This window comes from Hyphomicrobium sp., assembly GCF_051860585.1.
Taxonomy (GTDB): domain Bacteria; phylum Pseudomonadota; class Alphaproteobacteria; order Rhizobiales; family Hyphomicrobiaceae; genus Hyphomicrobium_C.
On the sequence record NZ_JBHYDS010000015.1, the window covers coordinates 1 to 22,952 of the forward strand.

General features: G+C 64.6%; 21 protein-coding genes. All 21 read left to right on the forward strand.

What is annotated here, in order from left to right:
• The first annotated feature begins 398 nt into the window (after positions 1–398).
• The 21 genes from ACTIFK_RS17815 to ACTIFK_RS17915 all read left to right on the forward strand — a co-directional run bounded on the left by ACTIFK_RS17815 (position 399) and on the right by ACTIFK_RS17915 (position 22,871).
• Positions 399–641 carry a hypothetical protein gene (locus ACTIFK_RS17815; RefSeq protein ID WP_439544360.1) on the forward strand — a complete coding sequence of 81 codons (243 nt, stop codon included), beginning with the start codon at positions 399–401 and terminating at the stop codon, positions 639–641.
• Positions 642–1,080: 439 nt separating this feature from the next.
• Positions 1,081–2,124 carry a Holliday junction branch migration DNA helicase RuvB gene (gene ruvB, locus ACTIFK_RS17820; RefSeq protein ID WP_439544361.1) on the forward strand — a complete coding sequence of 348 codons (1,044 nt, stop codon included), beginning with the start codon at positions 1,081–1,083 and terminating at the stop codon, positions 2,122–2,124.
• Between the two features lie 409 nt (positions 2,125–2,533).
• Positions 2,534–3,469, forward strand: coding sequence for a metallophosphoesterase (locus ACTIFK_RS17825; RefSeq protein WP_439544362.1), 936 nt, complete (start codon positions 2,534–2,536; stop codon positions 3,467–3,469).
• Between the two features lie 26 nt (positions 3,470–3,495).
• Positions 3,496–4,023, forward strand: coding sequence for a YbgC/FadM family acyl-CoA thioesterase (locus ACTIFK_RS17830; RefSeq protein WP_439544363.1), 528 nt, complete (start codon positions 3,496–3,498; stop codon positions 4,021–4,023).
• 89 nt (positions 4,024–4,112) lie between these two features.
• Positions 4,113–4,772, forward strand: coding sequence for a carbonic anhydrase (locus ACTIFK_RS17835; RefSeq protein ID WP_439544364.1), 660 nt, complete (start codon positions 4,113–4,115; stop codon positions 4,770–4,772).
• Positions 4,769–5,095: a YnfA family protein gene (locus ACTIFK_RS17840; protein WP_439544365.1), complete on the forward strand. Its 327-nt coding sequence runs from the start codon at positions 4,769–4,771 to the stop codon at positions 5,093–5,095. The genes ACTIFK_RS17835 and ACTIFK_RS17840 overlap by 4 nt, the downstream gene beginning before the upstream one ends.
• A 275-nt stretch (positions 5,096–5,370) precedes the next feature.
• Positions 5,371–6,294: a GSU2403 family nucleotidyltransferase fold protein gene (locus tag ACTIFK_RS17845; protein WP_439544366.1), complete on the forward strand. Its 924-nt coding sequence runs from the start codon at positions 5,371–5,373 to the stop codon at positions 6,292–6,294.
• 329 nt (positions 6,295–6,623) lie between these two features.
• Positions 6,624–7,337 (forward strand): protein TolQ, encoded by a 714-nt coding sequence (gene tolQ, locus ACTIFK_RS17850; protein ID WP_439544367.1) that lies wholly within the window; start codon positions 6,624–6,626, stop codon positions 7,335–7,337.
• A 172-nt stretch (positions 7,338–7,509) separates the two neighbouring features.
• Entirely contained in the window at positions 7,510–7,971 is a 462-nt protein-coding gene (gene tolR, locus ACTIFK_RS17855; RefSeq protein ID WP_439544368.1) for a protein TolR, read from the forward strand.
• A 201-nt stretch (positions 7,972–8,172) separates the two neighbouring features.
• A complete protein-coding gene (gene tolA, locus ACTIFK_RS17860) occupies positions 8,173–9,240 on the forward strand; it encodes a cell envelope integrity protein TolA (RefSeq protein ID WP_439544369.1) in 1,068 nt (355 codons plus the stop codon).
• A gap of 94 nt (positions 9,241–9,334) precedes the next feature.
• Positions 9,335–10,888 (forward strand): Tol-Pal system beta propeller repeat protein TolB, encoded by a 1,554-nt coding sequence (gene tolB / locus ACTIFK_RS17865; protein ID WP_439544370.1) that lies wholly within the window; start codon positions 9,335–9,337, stop codon positions 10,886–10,888.
• 270 nt (positions 10,889–11,158) lie between these two features.
• Positions 11,159–11,293, forward strand: coding sequence for a hypothetical protein (locus ACTIFK_RS17870; RefSeq protein WP_291151120.1), 135 nt, complete (start codon positions 11,159–11,161; stop codon positions 11,291–11,293).
• 38 nt (positions 11,294–11,331) lie between these two features.
• Positions 11,332–11,454, forward strand: a complete 123-nt coding sequence (locus ACTIFK_RS17875) for a hypothetical protein (protein WP_291151118.1) — start codon at positions 11,332–11,334, stop codon at positions 11,452–11,454.
• A gap of 664 nt (positions 11,455–12,118) precedes the next feature.
• Positions 12,119–12,628 (forward strand): peptidoglycan-associated lipoprotein Pal, encoded by a 510-nt coding sequence (gene pal, locus ACTIFK_RS17880; protein ID WP_439544371.1) that lies wholly within the window; start codon positions 12,119–12,121, stop codon positions 12,626–12,628.
• Between the two features lie 328 nt (positions 12,629–12,956).
• A complete protein-coding gene (locus tag ACTIFK_RS17885; protein ID WP_439544372.1) occupies positions 12,957–14,051 on the forward strand; it encodes an OmpA family protein in 1,095 nt (364 codons plus the stop codon).
• Positions 14,052–14,222: 171 nt separating this feature from the next.
• A complete protein-coding gene (gene ybgF, locus ACTIFK_RS17890) occupies positions 14,223–15,383 on the forward strand; it encodes a tol-pal system protein YbgF (protein WP_439544373.1) in 1,161 nt (386 codons plus the stop codon).
• A gap of 129 nt (positions 15,384–15,512) precedes the next feature.
• Complete coding sequence (gene tilS, locus ACTIFK_RS17895) at positions 15,513–16,841, forward strand: tRNA lysidine(34) synthetase TilS (RefSeq protein ID WP_439544374.1); 1,329 nt, start codon at positions 15,513–15,515, stop codon at positions 16,839–16,841.
• A 164-nt stretch (positions 16,842–17,005) separates the two neighbouring features.
• The gene (ftsH, locus tag ACTIFK_RS17900; RefSeq protein ID WP_439544375.1) at positions 17,006–18,931 is read left to right on the forward strand and encodes an ATP-dependent zinc metalloprotease FtsH; all 1,926 of its coding nucleotides are present in this window, start codon (positions 17,006–17,008) and stop codon (positions 18,929–18,931) included.
• Positions 18,932–19,076: 145 nt separating this feature from the next.
• Positions 19,077–20,165 carry a dihydropteroate synthase gene (gene folP / locus ACTIFK_RS17905; RefSeq protein WP_439544376.1) on the forward strand — a complete coding sequence of 363 codons (1,089 nt, stop codon included), beginning with the start codon at positions 19,077–19,079 and terminating at the stop codon, positions 20,163–20,165.
• Between the two features lie 314 nt (positions 20,166–20,479).
• Positions 20,480–21,832 carry a phosphoglucosamine mutase gene (gene glmM / locus ACTIFK_RS17910; RefSeq protein ID WP_439544377.1) on the forward strand — a complete coding sequence of 451 codons (1,353 nt, stop codon included), beginning with the start codon at positions 20,480–20,482 and terminating at the stop codon, positions 21,830–21,832.
• Between the two features lie 208 nt (positions 21,833–22,040).
• The gene (locus ACTIFK_RS17915) at positions 22,041–22,871 is read left to right on the forward strand and encodes an outer membrane protein (protein ID WP_439544378.1); all 831 of its coding nucleotides are present in this window, start codon (positions 22,041–22,043) and stop codon (positions 22,869–22,871) included.
• Positions 22,872–22,952: the final 81 nt, after the last annotated feature.

Genomic DNA, 22,952 nt, shown 5'->3' on the forward strand with positions numbered 1-22,952 from the left:
CCCCACGGCCTCGGGAAAAAAGGCAGTGCCGAGCTGTGTGACGTCAGTGGCGGTGCTGGAGCCTCCACCGCCGAAGATGCCAGCGTAGACACCTCGGGCCGGCGTGGCTTGTTCAGCGACGGCCGGGGCCGCTACAAAACTCGTGATGATCGCCAGCGTCAGTTTGAATCGCATAACCCGCTCCCCCTCTGATGACAGGTCGAATCACCTGTTGCTTTAAACTATTGCAGCTTGGCCACGAGCACACGGCATCGTTGCCACACACTTCAATCGGGCGTGAGATTCAGGGCTTTGGCTGGGCGCGGATTGACAAGAAGATTGCGCGAGGACGCGTGCCCGCGCACTTGACGCGACCGCTCACTATCAAAGAATGTTCGTACTCAACGGAGGATCGTGCGATGTGCAAACTGTTTTCGTTTCCGGTGTGGCTGGTGCTGTCGCTGATTTGGACCGGTGCGGTCGCCTATTTCGGCTACATCAACGCGCCTTATGCGCCGCTCGACGTTTCGGCGACCGATCCGGCCACGGTCGAGGCACTCAGGGCGGCGACGTCCAAGCACGCCATCATGTACGGGTTGCTGGCGGCCGTGCCGCCGGCGATTGCGCTGATTTTCGGGCGCATGCTCTGCCGCAGAGCGTAGGGTATCGCCCGCGTCGCGCTCCCTGGCGCCCCATCCTTGACCGCTCACCGAGCTTCTCTCCCCCCTCACCCTGTCCCTCTCCCCGAGGGGAGAGGGGAAGTGCGTGGCTTTCGCTGCACGGGCCCGCTCTCCCCGAGGGGAGGGCGGAAGTGGGTGGCTTTCGCTCGCACCAACTGGCTCCCTCTCCCCGAGGGGAGAGGAAGTGCGTGGCTCTCCCTCACCCTGTCCCTCTCTCCCTGGGGAGAGGGGACGTGCGTGGCTTTCGCTGCACGGGCTCCCTCTCCCCCTGGGGAGAGGGTTGGGGTGAGGGGGCTTTTGATCGGCCAGCAGGCCCTGGCTCCTTCCGGTGAGCAGGTCGGGGTGCGTGGGCAGGTCGTTGTCCTACCGTCATTGAGGACACGCGCTTGACGCGACGCGCAAACACGGCCACGAACAAAACATGACCGACCGCCTCATCAGCGGAGCGAAACGCGAGGCGGACGCCTTCGAAACGTCCATCCGGCCGCGTTCGCTCGACGAATTCGTGGGCCAGGAGCAGGCTCGCGCGAACCTGCGCGTGTTCATCGAAGCGGCGCGGGCGCGCGGCGATGCGCTCGACCATGTGCTGTTCGCCGGGCCGCCGGGTCTCGGCAAGACGACGCTGGCGCAGATCATGGCGAAGGAGCTTGGCGTCGGATTTCGGGCCACCTCGGGGCCGGTGATCTCGAAGGCGGGCGATCTGGCGGCGCTGCTGACCAATCTCGAAGAGCGCGACGTGCTGTTCATCGACGAGATCCATCGCCTCAATCCGGCGATCGAGGAAATCCTCTATCCGGCCATGGAGGACTTCCAGCTCGATCTCATCATCGGCGAGGGGCCGGCGGCGCGCTCGGTGCGGATCGATCTGGCGAAGTTCACGCTGGTCGGCGCGACGACGCGCTCGGGCCTGCTGACCACGCCGCTGCGCGACCGCTTCGGCATTCCGATCCGGCTCAACTTCTACACCGTGCCGGAACTCGAAAGCGTGGTGACGCGGGGCGCGCGCGTGCTCGGCGCGCCGATCTCGCCGGATGGGGCGACGGAAATCGCGCGGCGTGCGCGCGGCACGCCGCGCATCGCGGGCCGGCTGTTGCGGCGTGTGCGCGACTTTGCGGCGGTCGCGGGTGCGCCGGTGATCGACGCGGGCGTGGCGGATGTGGCGCTACGAGCGCTCGAGGTCGATCATGCGGGGCTCGATGCGCTCGACCATCGCTACCTCACGTGCATCGCGGGTACTTACGAAGGCGGACCGGTGGGCATTGAAACCATTGCGGCGGCGCTGTCGGAACCGCGCGACGCGGTCGAGGAAATCGTCGAGCCTTATCTTTTGCAACAGGGGTTCATCGGGCGGACGCCGCGCGGCCGTGTGCTGACGATGAAGGCGTTCCGCCATCTCGGGCTCTCGGGACCGTCGCGGGCCGCGACGCCCGAGCTGCCGATGTTCGAGGCGGGCGAAGAGGACTAGTGTCTTTCCGGTTTTTTGGTTGTTTTGCGGAAAGACTCTAGCTCTCTATTTGTCGTGCTTCTTATCGGACACTTGGCTGGCATGGCTTCGCCACTCGGCTGCTGGCATGGCTTCGCCACTCAGTTGCTGGCATGGCTTCGCCACTCGGTTGCTGGCATGGCTTCGCCACTCGGTTGCTGGCATGGCTTCGCCACTCGGTTGCTGGCATGGCTTCGCCATGACCGGTTCCCACTTTTCCGGAAGCACTCTTGTTTCCGGAAGCGCTCAAGGCGGCGCGGGGCGGACGTCATGACGCAACGTTCCGGTCATGACTTGATGCTTCGGTGCGGCGTATCGTCGGCCGCGGCTTCGACGGACCGTTTCCGGCCAGGCCGTCATTCTTTCGTCCGTGCAGTCCGAGAGGAATCTTTTGATTACCCGTAGACAATTGCTCAAAGGCCTTGCGCTTTCGGGTGTGGCGACGATGACGTTCGGCGGCTATGGGCTGGCCGAACCGTACCGGCTCGGCGTGACGCGCTATGCCGTGTCGCCGCCGGATTGGCCTACGGGGCTGGCGTTGCGCATTGCGATTATCACGGACCTCCACATTTGCGAGCCCTGGCTCGGCATGGACCGGCTGCGCCAGATCGTGGCCCGCACGAATGCGCTCATGCCCGATATGGTCTTCCTGCTCGGCGACTTCGTGCCCGGCGGGCGGATGGCGCGCTTCGGGCGCGTCATTCCGCATGCCGAGTGGGCCGAGGCGCTGGCTCACCTCAAAGCGCCGCTCGGCGTGCATGCCGTGCTGGGCAATCACGACTGGTGGGAAGATATCGAGGTGCAGGAGCGGCGCGGCGGACCCATCAAGGCCCGGCAGGCGCTCGAAGCAGCCGGCATTCCCGTCTACGAGAACGATGCGGTGCGGCTGGAAAAGGACGGCCTGCCGTTCTGGGTCGCGGGGCTCGGCGATCAATGGGCGTTCTGGCCGACGGTCGATCCGAACACGTTCGATTTCCGCGGCGATGCGTACGAGGGCGTGGACGATCTCGACGGCACACTCGAAAAGGTCACCGACGACGCGCCGGTCCTTCTCATGGTGCATGAGCCGGACATCTTTCCCGAGGTGCCCAAGCGCGTGGCGTTGACGCTCGCCGGGCATACGCACGGCGGGCAGGTGCGCGTGTTCGGTTATGCGCCGGTGGTTCCTTCCCGCTACGGTCAGCGCTACCTGTTCGGCCACATCGTCGAGGAGGAGCGCAATCTGATCGTTTCGGCCGGGCTCGGATGCTCCAGTCTGCCGATCCGGTTCGGTGCGCCGCCGGAGATCGTGCTCGTGACCGTCGAATCGGGGCGCACGTTTGCCTGACACCGCCAGCTTCCAGCAGAGATCCCATGACTGACACACCTACGAGCGATGGCGCGCCGGACCACTCGACCGGAGTGTGGCCGGATCTGGCGGGCCGCATCGTCGACGATGCGAGCGGGCGCCACCACGTGCTGCCGGTGCGTGTCTACTTCGAGGATACGGACGCGGGCGGCATCGCGTATCACGCCTCCTACATCCGCTGGTGCGAGCGCGGGAGGACGGATTTCCTGCGGCTGCTCGGCACGGATTCGCGCCGCATGATCGACGGCTCGGCGAGCCGGGAGCCGGCCGCGTTCGTCGTGCGGCGCATGAATTGCGATTTCCTGCGGCCATCGCGCATGGACGACGTGCTGATCGTCGAGACGCGCGTGAAGGAGATCGGCGGCGCGAGCGTGACGCTGCTGCAGGCGGTGCTCAATCAGGGGCGGCGCGTGTTCGAAGCCGAGGTGACGGTTGTGCTGGTGGCGGTGTCGGGCAAGCCGCTGCGTGTTCCGGCCGAGGTGCGCGAGGCTTTTGCCGGGACCGCGCCTGCGGGAACGCCTGCCCAAAAGTAAGGCGCATAGACAAGTCGGGGCGGGGCGAGGATGATGCGCCGCGCCGCAGGGACGGCATTCATCATGTTGAGGAAGTTCCGGGGGGAACCATGACGACCACGAAGGATGCCGACGGCATCGATCTCGACATCAAGGACGCGATGCAGGGGCACGAGCGCTTCCGGATGGAGTTCGAGCGCGACAAGGCCTTCTACAAAAGCCTCGCCACCAAGAAGCAGAAGCCGAGGCTGCTCTGGATCGGCTGCTGCGACAGCCGCGTGGTGCCGTCGCAGATCACGTCCGCCGATCCGGGCGAGTTGTTCGAAGTGCGCAACATCGCCAACTGCGTGCCGCCGTCGTTTGCCGCCGACGAAGCGGTGGGCGCGGCGATCGAATATGCGCTGGGTCATCTCGGCGTCGACGACATCGTCGTGTGCGGACATACCGGGTGCGGCGGGATCCAGGCCCTTGCCGAGCCGCTGCCGCCAAACTCAGAGGCGCATCTCGGGCGCTGGGTCGAATATACGCGGCCTGCGCATCAACTCGTGGCGGCGGCGCGCGTACCGGAGGCGGAACGCAGCCTCGCCACCATCCGCGCGCACATCCAGTTCCAGCTCGACAACCTCATGACCTACGAGATCGTGGCGCGGGGCGTCGCCGAGGGGCGCATCAACATCCACGGCTGGCTCTACGACATGGAAGCCGGCGAAATCCAAGCCTACGACCCGAAGACCGGCGGCTGGCTTGGCCTTTTGGAGCAGGGCGCATGACGTCGCTCGCCATCTTCGGGCTCACCGCGCTGCTCGAAATCGCAGGCTGTTTCGCCATCTGGGCGTGGGCGCGGCAGGGCGCGCCGGCGTACTGGCTGGTGCCGGGGATCGCGGCTCTGGTCGCGTTCGCGTGGCTGTTGACGCGCATCGATACCGAATTCGCCGGACGCGCCTATGCCGCCTACGGCGGGATCTACATCGCGGCGTCGCTGATCTGGCTGTGGGCGTTCGAAGGCGTGCGGCCGGACCGCTGGGACGTGGCGGGCGGCGCGATCTGCGTGGCGGGCGCGCTGCTCATCCTGCATGGGCCCCGGGCGGTTTAGGGCGGGCGGACTCCGAAGTGCACCGGGGAAGACACATCGGACTTTGCGGGCGTTGAGGGATCGACATATCGAGCCGCGGGGTGTCGTTTAGAGCGACCGTCGACGCGAGATACAAAAAATTTTATTTGTATCTAACTAGGGACATGCTAACTGTTAGATACAAAAAACGTAGAGTGTATCTAACCATGAGGCCGATACCCCTCAATTTTCAGACCATGTACGCAGATCTCTTGCAAAGCATCGGCTTGGCCGATGTTGCGCACGGATCTGTGTCAGTGAGAAAAATCAAAGGGAAGGACTATCTCTACGTTACGACCAAAGATGGCGCGACGCGGAATCAGAGATCTCTCGGACCCGCCAACGATCCAGGTGCGCAAGCTCAAGCTGAAGAGATCCGCCGCGCGGCAGAGCACGCGAAAGGTCTGAGAACCACCGTTTCTGTCCTAAAGAAAGCATACATACCAGGTCCAACGCTTCCGCTTGGCAGGGTTCTCGAGACAGTCGCCAACGCCGGTTTGTTTAAGCAGGGAGTCGTCCTCGTTGGCACCTCGGCCTATCAAACATATCCGTGCCTCGTCGGTGCCTATCTGCCGTCGAGCGCGCTGATGACGAACGACGCCGACCTGCTGGTTTCGTCTTTCGTTGCTGCTGGCGAACCTCAAGACCTTGAAGCGATTTTGAAACGTGCGGATCCGACTTTCAAGGCACGCATGAGCCGGGATGATCGACTCCCTAAGGTCTTCGTCGCCGACAACAAGTTTCAAATCGACGTTCTGACGACCTTCGGTCGCGGGCGAAAATCGCCTGTGCTGATCGACGAACTTCGATGCTCCGCGGAGGCATTGAAATTCATGGAATATCTCGCTGAGGAGAGCGTTGAGGCTGTCGCCTTGTATGGCACCGGGGTGCTCGTCAGCGTTCCGCCTCCCATGCGGTATGCAATCCATAAGCTTCTTATCGCTCAGGAGCGGCGAACCAATCCAGCGAAGCGCAGCAAGGATTTGAAGCAAGCAAAGGATCTTATCGACGTGTTCCTCGAGACAGACAGCGCGGCCTTTGAGGAGGCTCTTGAGGAAGCAAAGTCGCGTGGCCCTAAATGGAAGAAAAACATCAACGCCTCGCTCCGGGAGGTGGAGAGAGACGTCCGGCAAGGAAACTTGGCTTTGGCCCGTCCAAGAAAAGCTAAGAAAAGAAGCTGACATGCCCACGTGTTGAAATGCCGGAACCGCGTTCACTGCAGCAGTTGGAATGCTCCTGCGGTGCTGCCCGTGCTCTGGGTTGCGAGGATACGTCGAGCGAGGGTCCTGGCGCGGGATCCAGCTCGATCGAGAATCGCTTCGCCGTGGCGCGCAGCTGGGCAGTCCGACCCTTATTTGGTCATATTGCGCGGCAACAAGGTTCTTGATGCACTGTGCGCGCCGGTGCACGTTCGATCCGCTGGGGCTGGGGAGCGGATTGCCGATTCGGCACACTCAATCTTCATGGCGCCTCGGCCGCCCGCTCGAAGCCTCGAAAGACGGTTGACGCAATGAATCCGCAAGACGTGACGCAAACCGCCCTTGCGCCTGCCGCGCATGGCGTATCCTTCATTGAGCTGTTCCTCCAAGCCTCGCCAACTGTTCAGATCGTCATGAGCGGCCTCGGCCTCGCCTCGATCTGGTCGTGGGCGATCATCATCGAAAAGCTGATCGCGTTCCGGCGCGCCCGCATCGAGGCCGACCGCTTCGAGCAGACATTCTGGTCCGGGCAGTCGCTCGACGAGCTTTACAACGGTCTCTCGCGCGGGCCGACGATCACCATGGCGGCGCTGTTCGTGGCGGCCATGCGCGAATGGAAACGCTCCGTCGAGGGCAACATCCGCGCGCTCGGCGGCATCCAGCTGCGTGTCGAGAAAGTCATGGACGTCACCATCAGCCGCGAGATGGAACGGCTCGACCGGCGGCTGCTGTTTCTCGCCACCGTGGGTTCGACGGCGCCGTTCGTCGGGCTGTTCGGAACCGTCTGGGGCATCATGCAGAGCTTCCAGGCGATCGCGATCTCAAAGAACACCAGCCTCGCCGTCGTCGCGCCGGGTATCGCCGAAGCGCTGTTTGCGACCGCGCTCGGGCTGATGGCCGCTATTCCGGCGGTCATTTTCTACAATAAGTTTTCCGCCGATTCGGCCCAGATCGCGCAGCGGCTCGAGGCGTTCGCCGACGAGTTCGCCGCAATCGTTTCGCGCCAGATCGACGTGAGGAGCTGACCGCCTCGTGTGATGATCGAGAAATTCGCCATATCAAGCCGCCTGGATCCGAGTGAATTTCTCGATCTGAATCACACTAGCAAGTCTATGATTCTAGTGTCCCTTGTGATTCCGAAGTTCGCTCTGGGACCTAGCCTAAAACTCAAGCGAACTTCGGAATCGGGACACTAAGATGGGAATGAGCCTCAACGCTGCGGGTGGTGGCGGCCGGCGCAGAAGCCGTCGCGGCCGGCGCGCGCCCATGAGCGAGATCAACGTCACGCCGATGGTCGACGTGATGCTCGTGCTGCTGATCATCTTCATGGTCTCGGCGCCCTTGCTGACGGTCGGCGTGCCGATCGAGCTGCCGCAGTCGCAAGGAAAGCAGCTCGAAAGCAATCACGAGCCGCTCACCATCTCGCTTTCGTCCAACGGGGATGTTTTCATCGGCGAAACCAAGGTCACGATCGACGAGGTGGCCGAAAAGCTCAAGGCAATCGCGAAGAACGGCGTCGAAGAGCAGATCTTCGTGCGTGGCGACAAGGGCACGAACTACGGCGCGATCATGCGCGTCATGGGACGGATCAGCGCCGGCGGCTTCAAGAAGGTTTCGCTGGTGACGGAAGTGGAGGACGGGGCTGCCGCCCCGCAATGATCGAGCATCGGAGGCAGGGGTTCCTCCGCAGGGCTTGTGCGAGGACGATGGCATGATGCAGTTCAGGCGAGGGAGCGCGGCGCGGGATCGCGCCAGCCCGCCGACATCATACCGGCCGGAGCTGGTCTCCGTGGCGGACGCCGTCTGCCGTGACGCCTGCCATACAGTACTCGGTTTGCGCCTTGAAAACGGGGGCCTGCCGTGCCGTTCGGCTTGACCCTGTCGATCCTTCTACATGGCGGCGCGCTGGCGTGGATGTACCTCGCCATGCTCTCGACGCCGCCGCTCAAGGCGCCGGAGCCCGCGCCGATCGAAGTCGCGCTCATCACGCCGTCTGACCTGCTTGCGCTCAAGAAGGGCAGCACGACCGCGACCGAGATTGAAGCGAAGGCCAAGGACGAGCCGAAACCCGAGATGTCGAAGCTCGAGGCGGAGAAGCCGAAGCCGATTCTCGCGCCCGAGCTTCCCGTCGAGCCGACGCCTCCCGAGCCCGAGAAAAAGGTGGAAGAGGCGCCGCCACCTCCCGAGCCCCCGAAGGCCGAGCCCCCGAAACCCGATCCGATCGCGGAAAAGCTCGCCGCCATGCCGCCCGACCCGCCGCCGGGACCGACTCCCGACGAGCTGAAAAAGGTCGAGGAGGAGAAGAAGGCGGAGGAGTTGAAGCAGGCCGAAGATAAGAAAAAGGCCGAGGACGAGAAGAAAAAAGCCGAAGAGGACAAGAAGAAGGCCGACGAGAAAAAGAAGGCTGAAGAGCGCGAAAAAGCGCGCAAGAAGAAGCTCGCCGAACAGAAGAAAAAGGACCTCGAGAAGAAGAAAAAGCAGGAGCAGGCCGATCGCCTGGCCGCGCTGCTCGACAAGGATCCGACCCGCAAGGGCGCGCCGAATTCCGCGACCGAGCCGACGGAGCCGACCGACTACACCGGACCGACCGCAGGCGCCGCCGAGGGCGACGCGCCGCGGCTTTCCGTGCGTGAGCAGGATCTGCTGCGGGCCCAGATCAGCCAGCAATTGCGGGCGTGTTGGAAGCTGCCGGGCGGCGGCGGTGGGATCGAGACCATGGTCGTGACCGTGCGCTGGCGGCTGCGTCCGGACGGAACGCTCGAAGGTGAGCCCGCCATCGAGGCCCCGCAATCCGGCCCCGTGTTCCAAATCGCAGCCGAAGCGGCGGTGCGCGCGGTCAAGTCGTGCTCGCCGTTCACGCTGCCGCAGGATCGCTATTGGGCCTGGAAGTCGATCATCTGGGACTTCGATCCGCGCGAAATGCTGTAAGCGTATGCCAAAGGTGCCGCGCTCACGCCCGATTTATGGGGTTTTGGCCTTCCACGAGCAGGAAAGCGCCACGATGACATCGAAGATGAGGACCATGACCGAACCACGCCTCCTTCCCACGCATGCGCTGCGCGCACTGCCCAAGCACTTCGTCCGTGTCTGTGCTGTTCTCCTCGTTGCCGCAGCGGTCGGCACGATGCCGGTTTTGGTTTCGCCGGCGCGCGCGCAGGCGGACGACGCTTATCGTCCCCCTGCAGGTGGCGGCGGTGGGGGTGGGGGATTCGGCGATCAATTGCGTCAGCAGGGCTACGAGGTGCCGCCGCCCGCTCAGCAAGGCCCGCCGGGTCCACCGACCAGCGGCGGCAGCGGCGACTCGCGCCCCGGCGCGGGCGTCGACGGTTTTTCGCCGGATGGCCTGCGCGGTACGCAGCGCCAGGGCACGGTGGCGCCGATCCCGATCGCGATCCCGGTGTTTACGGGCGACGACCCCAAGCTCGCGGCCGATGTGGCGCAGGTGGTGATGGCCGATCTCGAGCGCTCGGGCTTGTTCCAGCCGCTCGATCCCGCGTCATTTCTTGAAAATATCCGTGATGTCAACGCGTTGCCACGCTTCCCCGATTGGCGGCAGATCGGCGCCGAAGCGTTGGCCGTGGGACGCGTGACGCGCGGGCCGGACGGCAAGCTCATGAGCGAATTCCGGCTCTGGGACGTGACCAGCGGCAAGCAGCTCGCGGGGCAGCGGTTCACGACCGGATCGCAGAACTGGCGGCGCGTCGGCCATCTCGTGGCGGACCAGGTTTACGAGCGCCTGACGGGCGAAAAGGGATACTTCGATACCCGGGTCGTGTTCGTCGACGAGACGGGATCGAAGGCGAAGCGGGTGAAGCGGCTCGCGATCATGGACCAGGACGGCGCCAACGTGCGCCTGCTCACGCAGGGCCAGGAGCTCGTTCTGACGCCGCGCTTCAATCCGATCGCGAGCGAGATCGCCTTCATGGCCTACACGAAGGACCAGCCGCACGTGTTCCTGATGAACCTCGAGACCGGCAAGCGGGAAGCGGTCGGCGAGTTTCCGGGCATGACGTTTGCACCTAGATTCTCGCCGGACGGCCAGAGCGTGATCATGAGCCTGCAGAGCGGCAGTGATTCGAACATTTTCGAAATGAACCTGCGAACGCGCCAGACGCGGCAGCTCACCAACTCGAGTGCGCTCGACACCAGCCCGTCCTATGCGCCCAACGGGCACGAGATCGTGTTCGAATCCGATCGCGACGGCACGCAGCAGCTATTCGTGATGGGATCCGACGGTAGCAATCCGCGGCGGATCAGCATGGGCGAGGGGCGCTATTCGACGCCGGTCTGGTCGCCGCGCGGCGACTACATCGCGTTCACCAAGCAGCTCGCAGGCCGATTCCTGATCGGCGTCATGCGTCCGGACGGGTCCGGGGAGCGCGTCTTGACCGAGGGCTACCACAACGAGGGGCCGACCTGGGCTCCCAACGGGCGCGTTTTGATGTTCTTCCGGGAAAGCCAGGGGGAGACGGGAGGGTCGCGAATCTATTCGGTCGATCTCACCGGCTACAACGAACGAGTCGTCAACACGCCATCGTTCGGGTCCGACCCGGCCTGGTCACCGCTCCTGAACTGAGACAGCGATTAACGCGGCTTTAACCGGCCACTCTCTATCTTGCATGTGCGCCCCGGCGTGCCGAGATGGAATTAAGGTTGGAAAATCAGTCGTTTCCGCCGGTAGAGCGTTTCGTCTCAAGTTGCTTAGGGCGTACAGATATCGAGTTGCATTTTCGCATCAACGAGGGGGGAAAACAGTGTCTTGGCACCCTCAGTTCTTGATCAAATCATGCAGCGCCGGTACCCACATATACGGCTCGTTGCCGAACAAGCATCAGGAGATAAGACCATGCAGGGTGTGAAGGGGCTGATCATTCTCTCGGCTGCCGTCGTCGCTGTTGCGCTCGGCGCTTGCCGTCGTGAAGAGGCGGCGCCGTTGAAACTCGGCGCCGAGGTTCCGACTGCCACGGAAGTGGCTCGCTAACGTCCGAAAATTTTTTGGGACACAACAGGAGAACTACCATGAAGGGCGCTATCGTTCTTGCCGCTGCTATCGTTGCTGTCGCTCTCGGCGCTTGCCGTCGTGAAGAGGCTGCTCCGCTCAAGCTCGGCGCAGACGTTCCGGCTGTTGCCGACGTTCGCTAAGGCGAATTCAAAGTCGGCTTGGATCTAAAGTCCAGGCAGATTTGAAAATTAGAGCTGTCGTAGCGAATGCTGCGGCAGCTCTGTTTTTTTCTAAAGCACGTTCTTTTTCTAAAGCACGCTGCGCTTTGTCGTAACGCGCGAAGCGCGGCCGCGCGGACACTCCGGCGAGTGGCTGAACGCCGCAGAGATCCGGCGCTTGCGCCCGCAGCAGAGACAGTCCGGCACCCGGCTGAAGGCTTGGTCTCACTGACGGCTTGGATTCGGGGCCACATTTACCGCCGATAAGCTGCTCTGCGTCGGTGTGCGCTCTTCCAGCCTCTTTCCCCAGACGATTTAATCGCTGTCACATTCGCTGCTTGCCGCATCGGGTGATATCGCTCATTTTCGGCTCGCGTCTTCCGGACGGCCCATATGGCGGCTCTGTGCCGCCCGCGCTCAGGCAGCGTTGGGCCAGTCTTCAAAGCCCATCAGAGGCGGGGCGACGTTTGCGGGAAGCGCCGAGGGAACGACTCGAGCTTTGACGATGAGGTCATTTTTCGCGGATCTCGGTTTCGCGCGGGACGTGGCCACATTTTCGTACTTCAGCTCGGGTAACTGGGTGGTTAGGGGACTTTTGGCTCCGGTGCGCGGGCGTGCGGCCGTCGAGCCTACGAAAGGAAGATTTATGGCGCCTGTTTTCCGGGCCTCGGGCTTTATGTGTGCGGTATTGCTCGCGCTGACGGCAGCGACCCTGGGCGGGTGCGCCAACAATCAAAACGATCCGAACTCGCAGCTCGGTCCGGACGGCAAAGGTCCGATCACGCCCGGCACGCAGCGCGACTTCAGCGTCAACGTCGGCGACCTCGTGTACTTCTCATCTGACAGCACGGACCTGACGCCCGAAGCGCAGGCGATCCTGGCCAAGCAGTCGCAGTGGTTGAGGCAGTATCCGCAGTTCACGATCACGGTTGAAGGCCACGCGGACGAGCGCGGCACGCGCGAATACAACATCGCGCTCGGCGCACGGCGCGCAACGTCGGTCCGCAATTACTTGGCCCAGAACGGTGTCGCGGCGAATCGCGTTCGCACCATCTCCTACGGCAAGGAACGGCCGGTGGCCGTCTGCAACGACATCTCGTGCTGGTCGCAGAACCGGCGCGCGCAGACGGTGCTCAACAACCGCGTCGCTTCGTAAGACTCGACGGCCGCCGTTTGCCATCGCGCGGTCCGGCGGCTTGCAGCATTCAATTTCAAAAGCGCACGAGCCCAGGCTCGCGTGCTTTTTTGCTTTTGGCGCGCGTTTCGCGACCTGCCGGGTGCGGCGGGGCGGTGGGTGTGGCGCTTCCGTTCCACCCTGCTGCCCTCCTCATCCTGTTTCGCGCTTAGCGGCCGTGCACTGTTGCTTTTCTGCCTGGTTTTGGCGCTCCGGTGGCAAAGTTTGGCCGCATTGGAAGCGCACACGTGGGCAGGTTCCGGCTGGTTTTCCGCACGCTTCCAACGGCCGGTGAAGTGAGGATGCCTTCATGCGCGCGCACCGTGCGGCCGCAGGACATAAATCGATCGTTCGCGAAGCTCGCCACTCGATTTCCGGCGAAGTTCGCCAGCTGGCTGAAGTCGCAGCATTCTCCGTCGTCTGCCTGGCCGCTCTCCTGACGTCCGATGCGGCACGATCGCAAACGCGCGGCGAAGCCGCCGGTGAAGTGCCGCTCGGCACGTTCAACATCCGAAATCCACACAACGGCTTTTCCGTCGTCGAACCTCCCGCCGGGATGCCGGAGGCGAAGAGCGAGGCGAATGACGACGGAAGCAACCGCTGGTTCTTCGAGGGCTGGCAGAAATCCGCACCTGCCGATACGGCCGAGAAGCTCTATGGCGAGGCCATGGCGGCGCTCGAAGGCGGTCGCGTGGACCAGGCGCAGCCTCTGTTCGAGCGCCTGATCGCTGAGGCGCCACGGAGCGTGCAGGCGACCGAGGCGCGCCAGCATCTCGGGCGAATCTACAGCACCACGACAGGATCGACGACACCGACCGCCTATCCCGTTCCTGCGCCCGCTCATGCGCCCACTGGCGCGGGCGCCACGGCGGCGGCGGTTGAGGCCGGCTCGACTTGGACCAATGCCGAAACGCGCGCCGCGCTCGCTGTCGACCGGCCGCTGAGCCGGAGCGCGCTGCTGCAAGCGCGAGTCTCCGCCGACATCGACGGCCGGTTTCTTTCCGCTGCCGGCGACCGCGTGTTCTTCAGCGCGGGCAGCGCGAGCCTTGGGACGCGCGCCCAGAGTGTCATTCAGGCGCAAGCGCGATTCCTCACCCAGAACCCCTGGCTGTCGGCCGCCGTCGAAGGTCACGCGGACGACGGGGCTCTGCCCGACGAGGAGACCGTCGAGCTTTCCGAGCGGCGGGCTGCGGTCGTCCGTGACAGGCTGATTGCGGAAGGCGTTGCATCCGATCGGCTGACGGCTTACGGGCGCGGCCGTGAAGAGCGGGTGTCCGATTGTCCGGACGCGGCATGCCTGGCGCAGAATCGGCGCACCATCACCATCTTGCTGCAAAGCCGGATCAAGGATGGCGGGCGCGGTTCGGGTTCGGCGGAAATCCTACAGTCTCCAGCGTTCCAGTAGAGCCGCGGTGGGTTCGACCGGTTGACAAGCGCCGGGGAAGGACGGAGAGCAGGTGAGGCATTTGGCGTGCCTTCGAGCTCCGGCTCTCCCTTTGTTTTCATGTCGCGCGCCGCGTAATGTCGAAGCCGCGCGCAGTGATATCGACCGCTCAATGAGGAGGGCTCTTCGCCCATGCAATCCACGCAGCCTGTTGTTCGACGGCCTTCCGGCTGGTCCGCCGTGGGCCTAGCGCTGGCTCTCGTCATGGGCGCGGGTCCGGCTCTCGCGCAGAGCTTCGAAAGCGAGCAGTTGCCTGCCGTAAAGGGGGCCAAGGCTCCTTCGCAGAAGGCTGCGCCAAACGCCGGAGCAGGGGCCGCTGCGGGTGCGGGTGCGGGCGGTGGCGGTGGCGACAGCGCGGGCTTGCGCCAGCGTGTCGAACAGCTCGAAGGTCAGCTCGTCGATCTGCAGGTCGTGATCGGTACGCTCGAATCTCTGGCGCGGACAGGCGGCGCGCAGCCGGCTCCGTTGCGCACCGAGCAGGGCGGTGGCAGCATGTCGGCAGGCGACAGCGTGCGGCTGGACAGCATCGAGACGCAGATCCGCGCGCTGACGGCGCAGGTCGAGCAGCTTTCGAGTGAAATGCGGGCGCAAGGGGCCGGTGGTCAGCGCCGATCGGATGCGGCCGGGCCGCCAAGCCAGGAATTCGCGGACGACGGCACGCAGACGAGCCGATTCGGTTCGACGACCGTGACGTCCGACAACAACGGCTTTGAGCAACGTGAGCCGGGACAACGTGAACAGGGACAACGTGAGCCAGGACCGGGGGCGGGCAGCGCTCCGGGCGGTTCGCGGTTTCCGCCCGTCGCCTCGCAGCAACCTGCGGCGCCGTCCACGTACGGGGCCGAGTCGCTCCCGCCGCCACCGGGCGGCGGCGATCAGTTTGCGGCCGCCGATCCGATGGGCGGCGGCAGCGCGAAGGAAGTCTACGAGAACGCGTACGGCCATCTGCTGCAGCAGGACTATGGCGCCGCGCAAACGGGCTTCCGCGACTTCCTGAAAAACTATCCAAAGGATCCGCTGGCGCCGAACGCGCTCTACTGGCTGGGCGAATCTCACTACGTGCAACGCAACTTCGCGGACGCGGCCGAAGCCTTCGACCTCGTCATTCAGGCGTACGGGACGAGCGGCAAGGCGCCCGATGCGCAGCTCAAGCGCGGCATGGCGCTGGCGCAGCTCGGCAAGCGGCAGGACGCGTGCGCCTCGTTGCGCGCGGTGACGACGAAGTATCCGAATGCGCCGCCGCTTCTGAAATCGAAAGCCGATGGCGAGCGGCAGCGGATCGGCTGCCCGTGACGGCGCGGCCCGAGGGCCGGCGCGGCCGTTCGTTGCGGACATGACGCGGCGTCTCGTGCAAGCGGGTATTCACCGCGCGCGTGCCGCTACGGCCTGTCCACGTCGAGCTGGTCCATCTAGAGCCCGTCCATGACGGAACCGCACCCGTTCCAAGATATCGTCTCCGTCGACGCCTTGCTCAAAGACGTGCTCGGCCCCTACCGGCGTGTCGTGCTGGCGGTGTCCGGGGGGGTCGACAGCATGGCGCTGATGACGCTCGCGTCGCGCTGGGTCAAAGCGGGTCTCGCGCCCAAGGGGCTCGCCATCGAGGTGGCCACCGTCGACCATGGGCTGCGCGCGGATTCGGCGCGCGAGGCGGACTGGGTCGCGGACCAGGCGCGTGCGGCAGGCTTTTCGCACGCCACGCTCGTCTGGAGCGCGGAGAAGCCGCTGGCCGGTGTGCAGGAGCTGGCGCGGGAAGCGCGCTATGCGCTGCTGGTGGCGCACGCGCGCGCGGCCGGGGCCGGCGCCGTCGTCACGGCGCACACGGCCGACGACCAGGCGGAGACGTTCCTGATGAGGCTCGGGAGGGGCAGCGGGCTCGATGGGCTGGCCAGCATGGCAACCGCCCGCGCGCTGCTGCCGGACGGCTCCGTGCAACTCGTGCGGCCGCTGCTCGGCGTGACGAAGGCCGCGCTGGCGGCGGTGCTCAAGCACAGCGATGGCGCGTGGCTCGAGGATCCCAGCAATGAGCGGCCCGAGTTCGAACGCGTGCGCTTGCGGCAGGCGAACCCTCATCTGACGGCGCTGGGCCTTTCGAACGACAAGCTGGCGCTCAGCGCACAGCGTCTCTCACGGGCGCGGGTTGCGCTCGACGCGATGACGGAAGAACGGATCGAGACACTGGTCGCGATCAACGGCGGCGTGTTCGCGTCGCTCTCGCGCGAGGTCTGGCGGCGCGAGTCCCAGGAAGTTCGCATCCGCATGCTGGCGCGCTTGCTCGGCGCATTCGGCGGCGACTCCAAGCCCGCGCGATTGTCGCAGGTGGAAGCGCTCGAAGCGGCGATGACGCGAGACGATCAGCCGATGGCGCGGACGCTTGGCGGCTGCATCGTCTCTCAAGGCCGGACGACGCTGCGGCTCTATCGCGAGCCGCCGCCGGTTGCGGTCCCGGACGCCCAACTGGCGGCCGGACAGGAGCTGCTGTGGGATTGGCGCTTCCGCGTTCGCTACGCGCCCGAATCGGGTGAAGGGGCGGCGGATGCGCCGGTCGTGGTGCGTCCCCTTGGGCTTGCCGCGTATGCAACCTTGCGGGACAAATTTCGCCTCAATCACCGTCCTCCCGCGCGTGCCGCGGCCGGATTGCCGTCGATCTGGTCCGCGGGCCGCCTCATCTCAGTTCCGCCGCTGGCCGACAAACTCGACGGCGACGCCCGCTTCAGCGCCGAATTCATTGGTCTGAAACGCAAGGTGAGGTGATGGGAGGCCTGACGCTTCACCAAAAGCGAACGATGCGGCGTCTTCACTTGAAGATACGGGGGCATTCAACTTGGCAAACACCCCCCCGGACCCTATCTTAGCCTGTAATTTGGCGTGGGTCGTGCCGGTGTCCGTCCTGGGCGCCGGTTGGCACGGGAAAAAAGATGAATCCGAACTTTCAGAAGCTTGCGATCTGGGTAGCTGTTTTTGTGCTGCTGGCCGCGCTTTTCAATCTCTTCAACAATCCGACGCCGGGGCGGCGTGGGTCCGAGATCAGCTACTCGGACTTCCTGAACGCGGTCGAATCCGGCTCCGTCGCGGAAGTGACGCTGGCGGGCAATCGCATTCACGGCACGATGCGCGAAAACGCGGCGCCGTTCACGAGCTATGCGCCGTCCGATCCCGGTCTCGTCGAGCGCCTCAAGACGAAAGACGTGAAGTTCACCGCGCGCCCCTCTGATGAGGACGTGCCGTCGATCCTGTCCGTCATTCTCAACTGGTTCCCGATGCTGCTGCTGATCGCGGTGTGGGTGTTCTTCATGCGCCAGATGCAGTCCGGATCCGGGCGCGCCATGGGCTTCGGCAAGAGCCGTGCGAAGCTGCTCACCGAGCGGCAGGGCCGCGTGACGTTCGAGGACGTGGCGGGCGTGGATGAGGCGAAGTCCGATCTCGAGGAGATCGTCGAGTTCCTGCGCGATCCGCAGAAGTTCCAGCGGCTCGGCGGGCGAATCCCGCGCGGCGCGCTGCTCGTCGGCCCACCTGGCACCGGCAAGACGCTGATCGCACGTGCGGTTGCGGGCGAAGCCAACGTGCCGTTCTTCACGATTTCCGGCTCAGACTTCGTCGAGATGTTCGTCGGTGTCGGTGCGTCCCGCGTACGCGACATGTTCGAGCAGGCGAAGAAGAATGCGCCGTGCATCATCTTCATCGACGAAATCGACGCTGTCGGCCGCCATCGCGGCGCCGGTCTCGGCGGCGGCAACGACGAGCGTGAACAGACGCTCAACCAGTTGCTCGTCGAAATGGACGGCTTCGAGGCCAACGAAGGCGTCATCATCATCGCGGCCACCAACCGGCCGGACGTGCTGGATCCCGCGTTGCTGCGCCCGGGCCGCTTCGATCGCCAGATCGTCGTGCCGAACCCGGACATCGCGGGCCGCGAGAAGATCCTCAAGGTGCACATGCGCAAGAGCCCGATCGCGCCGGATGTCGATCCGAAGACGATCGCGCGCGGCACGCCGGGCTTTTCGGGCGCGGATCTCGCCAACCTCGTCAACGAGGCGGCGCTGCTGGCCGCGCGCCGCAACAAGCGGCTCGTGACGCAGGCCGAGTTCGAGGACGCCAAGGACAAGGTCATGATGGGCGCCGAGCGGCGCTCCATGGTGATGAGCGAGGAAGAGAAGCGCAACACGGCCTATCACGAGGCGGGTCACGCCATCGTTGGCCTCGTCGTGCCCTACGATCCGCTGCACAAGGTGACGATCATTCCGCGCGGACGCGCGCTCGGCGTGACGATGAACCTGCCGGAAGGCGACCGCTACAGCCGCACGCGCCAGTGGTGCGAAGCGCGCCTCGCGGTGCTGTTCGGCGGGCGTGAAGCCGAAATCATCCTGGGCGGGCCGGACAACGTGACGAACGGCGCGACCGGCGACATCCAGATGGCGACGCAGCTTGCGCGCGCCATGGTCATGGAGTGGGGCATGTCCGATACGCTCGGCCGCGTCCGCTACAATGGCAACGAGCAGGAGGTGTTCCTCGGCCACTCGGTGACGCAGACGAAGTTCATCTCGGACGAGACGGCGAAGCTGATCGACGAGGAGATCCGCAGGCTGATCCACGACGGCGAGGCGACGGCCAAGAAGATCCTGACCGAGAAGCTCGACAAGCTGCACGATGTGGCGAAGGCGCTGCTCGAGCACGAGACGCTCTCCGGCGACGAGGTCAAGGCGATCATGGCGGGCGAGAAGATCATCCGCCGCGACGACGACGGCTCGAAGGGTTCGGCGGGTCCCGCCGTGCCGAACGCGGGGCGCACGCGTCCGCGCGAGGAGCCGGGTACGGGCGGCATGGAACCCCAGCCGCAGTCTTGATGATCTAGACTCTTGATGATTTAGACTGGCTTCGTTTATGTGCTGGGGCGGCCGCGAGTTGATCGCGGCCGTTTCCGTTTGTAGATCACCGATCCCGCCCGCTTCCGGGCCAATCCGATCTGTCGGCCAGGGTCCGAGGAACGCCATGCAGCGCTCGATTTATGTCCGCCCGCTCGGGATCTATCCGAGCCAGATCGGGGAAGATCCGCAGGAAATCTGGGGCGGGCTGCCGCTGGCCGGCGGTCCGCTGGCGTTCTCAGCGCTCGAAGTGCTCGAACGAAGCCCGCGCGGGACGATGCGCCGGACCATCGGTCTCGGCGAGCTGTTCGAACGCGACTGGGGGCGGAGCACGCTCGATGCGGCCGATCTGGTCGAGGCGATCCGCAGTCCGCGCGCGCGCATAGCAGGACTTTCGCTGGATCGCCCGCGCCTCATGGGCATCGTCAACGTGACGCCGGACAGCTTTTCGGACGGGGGACGGCACAACTCGACCGAGGCGGCCATCGCGCATGGCCTCTCCCTGGCCGAGGAAGGTGCGGACATTCTCGACGTGGGCGGTGAGTCGACCCGGCCGGGATCGGACACCGTTTCGCTCGACGACGAGCTGCGCCGTGTCATTCCCGTGATCGAGGGGCTGCGGGCGAAGACGGACAAGCTCATCTCGATCGACACGCGCAAGTCCGAGGTGATGCGGCGGGCCGCCGATGCGGGCGCCGACATCCTCAACGACGTCTCGGCGCTGACGCACGATCCTGCCGCGCTGGAGGTCGCCGCGGAGTCCGGCCTGCCGGTCATGCTGATGCATGCGCAGGGCGATCCCAAGACCATGAACGACGATCCGCAGTACAGCGACGTGGTGCTCGATGTGTTCGACTTTCTCGAGCAGCGCATCCGCGCGTGTATCGCGGCGGGCATCCCGAAGTCGCGGCTGATCGCGGATCCGGGCATCGGCTTCGGCAAGCACCTGCATCACAACGTGGCGGTGCTGGCCGCGATGAGCCTCTATCACGGGCTTGGCGTGCCGGTTCTGCTCGGGGCCAGCCGCAAGAAGCTGATCGGGCAGATCTCGAATGTCGAGGATCCGCGCCGGCGGGTGGCGGGCTCGATCGCGGCGGCGTTGCATTCGATCTCACAGGGCGTGCAGCTCGTGCGCGTGCACGATGTGGCGGACACGCGCCAGGCGGTGGATGTCTGGGAGGCTGCGCAGGCGGGCTCCGAAGCGCGGTTGGCGTAGAAATTTGCGACGCAACAGCCGCGCCGCAGCAACGGGTGGGGGCGAAATCCCCGTAAGGGTTGCGCTTCGCGGCCTGGGCCGGTAAGTGCGCCTTAACGAAGATCGCACAATTCGCCGCCTGGCCCGGCCGCCGCTGACCGATTTCTACATAGGCGTATGATTCAGTACGGCATTCAGCACGTGCGCGCGGGCGAGACCGGCTTCGTCACCTTTAGCTCCAAAGGGTTGGGCAAAAGGGTGTATTGCTAGCTTGGCTGGCGGCTGCGGGAATTTAAGGCCGCCCCGCGGGGGCCTTCTGATCGGTGAGGGAACTGATGACACGCCGCTATTTCGGAACCGACGGCATTCGCGGGCTCGCCAACAAGCACCCGATGACGTCCGAAATCGCCCTCAAGGTGGGGATGGCCGCCGGCAAACTGTTCCAGAACGGCTCGCATCGCCATCGTGTCGTGATCGGCAAGGATACGCGCCTTTCGGGCTATATGCTGGAAGCGGCGCTGATGAGCGGCTTCACGGCCGTCGGCATGGACGTATTTCTGCTCGGCCCGATGCCGACGCCTGCCGTCGCGATGCTGACGCGCAGCCTGCGCGCCGATCTCGGCGTCATGATCTCCGCATCGCACAACCGCTACGACGACAACGGCATCAAGCTGTTCGATCCCGACGGCTACAAGCTTTCCGACGATGTGGAGCTCGAGATCGAACGGCTGATCGATGGGCCGAGCGATGCGCTGCTCGCCTCCGCCGACAGCATCGGCCGCGCCACGCGCGTCGACAGCGCGCAGGAACGCTACATCGAATTCGCCAAGCGGACGCTGCCCAAGAACCTGCGCCTCAACGGTCTGCGCATCGTCATCGATTGCGCCAACGGCGCGGCGTACAAGGTTGCGCCGGAAGCGCTTTGGGAACTCGGCGCCGAGGTCATCAAGATCGGCGTCGATCCGAACGGCCGCAACATCAACTACAAGTGTGGCTCGACCGCGCCTGATGCGCTGATTGAAAAGGTGCGTGAAGTGCGCGCCGACATCGGCATCGCGCTCGACGGCGACGCGGACCGCGTGGTCATCGTCGACGAGAAGGGCCACATCGTCGACGGCGATCAGCTGATGGCCGTGATCGCGGAGAGCTGGCACCGGCGTGGCAAACTGACGGCGGGCGGCATCGTCGCCACCGTCATGAGCAACCTCGGCCTCGAGCGTTATCTCAAGGAGCAAGGGCTTTCGCTTGCGCGTACGCCGGTCGGCGACCGCTATGTCGTCGAGCACATGCGCAAACACGGCTACAACGTTGGCGGTGAGCAATCGGGGCATATCGTGCTGTCCGACTTCACGACGACGGGCGACGGACTGGTGTCGTCGCTGCAGGTGCTGGCCTGCGTGGTCGCAACCGGGAAGCCCGTTTCAGAAGTGTGCGCGCGCTTCACGCCGCTGCCGCAGGTGCTGCAGAACGTGCGCTACGTCAACGGCAAGCCGCTCGAGGACAGCCGCGTGCGCCGAGCCATCGAGGGCGCGAAACTGAAGCTCGGCGATGCGGGACGGCTGGTCATTCGTCCGTCCGGCACCGAGCCCGTCATTCGCGTGATGGCCGAGGGTGACGACGAAGGCCTCGTCAACACCGTGGTAGGCGATATCGTCGAAGCCGTGAAGGCTGCGGCCAAGGCCGCGTAACAAAGCTTAACGAAATGTTTTTGCGCGACGCGCGTATCGCGAGTTTGCGGACGTGCGCGCGATGCTGCGTACACGCAGGAGCCGCGCCAAAACAGAACGCCGCTTAAGTGTATATTAAACGTTCTCCGACACAGTCCCCTAGAGATTAGTGCTGCGTTTGTTTTCAGGTCCCGGGAGAGTTCGGGACAGAATCCGAAAGGGACAGTCGATGAGAACGTCACGTGTTTGCGTCCTGGCGGGCGCAGCCGTCAGCGCAGCTTTGCTTATTGTTGCCACGGCGCCGGCACAGGCCGCCGACCTTGGTTACGGCAGCATTAAAGATATTCCGCCGCCAGCGCCGTCGGGCCGCGCGTGGTACCTCAAGGGCACCATCGGCATGAAGAACCCGGAGCCGGGTGGGATTTTCGTGGATGATCCCGCGTTCGCCGACCATACGGTCCATCACGAAGACATCAAGAGTTCGTCGCTGTACGGTTTCGGTATCGGCGTTGAGCACAGCCGCTGGCTGCGCTTCGACGTGACGGGCGAGTATCGCGGCAAGCAGCTCTTTCTGGCTCAGGACTCCTACAATCATGGTCCTTGCGGCACACCTGGTAACTGCGGCACGAACGAATACACGGCCGATCTCGAAAGCTGGCTCGGCCTGGTCAACGCCTACATCGACCTCGGCACGTTCCGCGGCATCACGCCTTACGTCGGCGGCGGCATCGGCATCGCCGGCATCGACGTTCAGGGCTTCAAGGACGTCAACGTTCCGAACAACAGCGTCTACTACGGCGACAAGGACAACTATTCGACGAACTTCGCCTGGGCGCTCTACGCCGGTCTCAGCTACGACGTGACCCCGCAGCTCACTCTTGATTTCGCCTATCGCTACACGGATCTCGGATCGGTCGAGACGGGCCGCGCGTCGGCTTACGACGGATCGGGCTCTTACAGCGGTCTCGAAATCCAGGACATCACCTCGCATGATCTCCTGCTGAGCGCGCGTTATCGTCTCGACAACCCGCAGCCGATGTACCCGGTCGCGATGAAGTAAGAATTGAAGGCGCGGCCTGATCGTATCTTGTCTCGGGCTGCGTCTTCGTAGGATTAGTAAATGAGGAACGGAGTCGCTTTC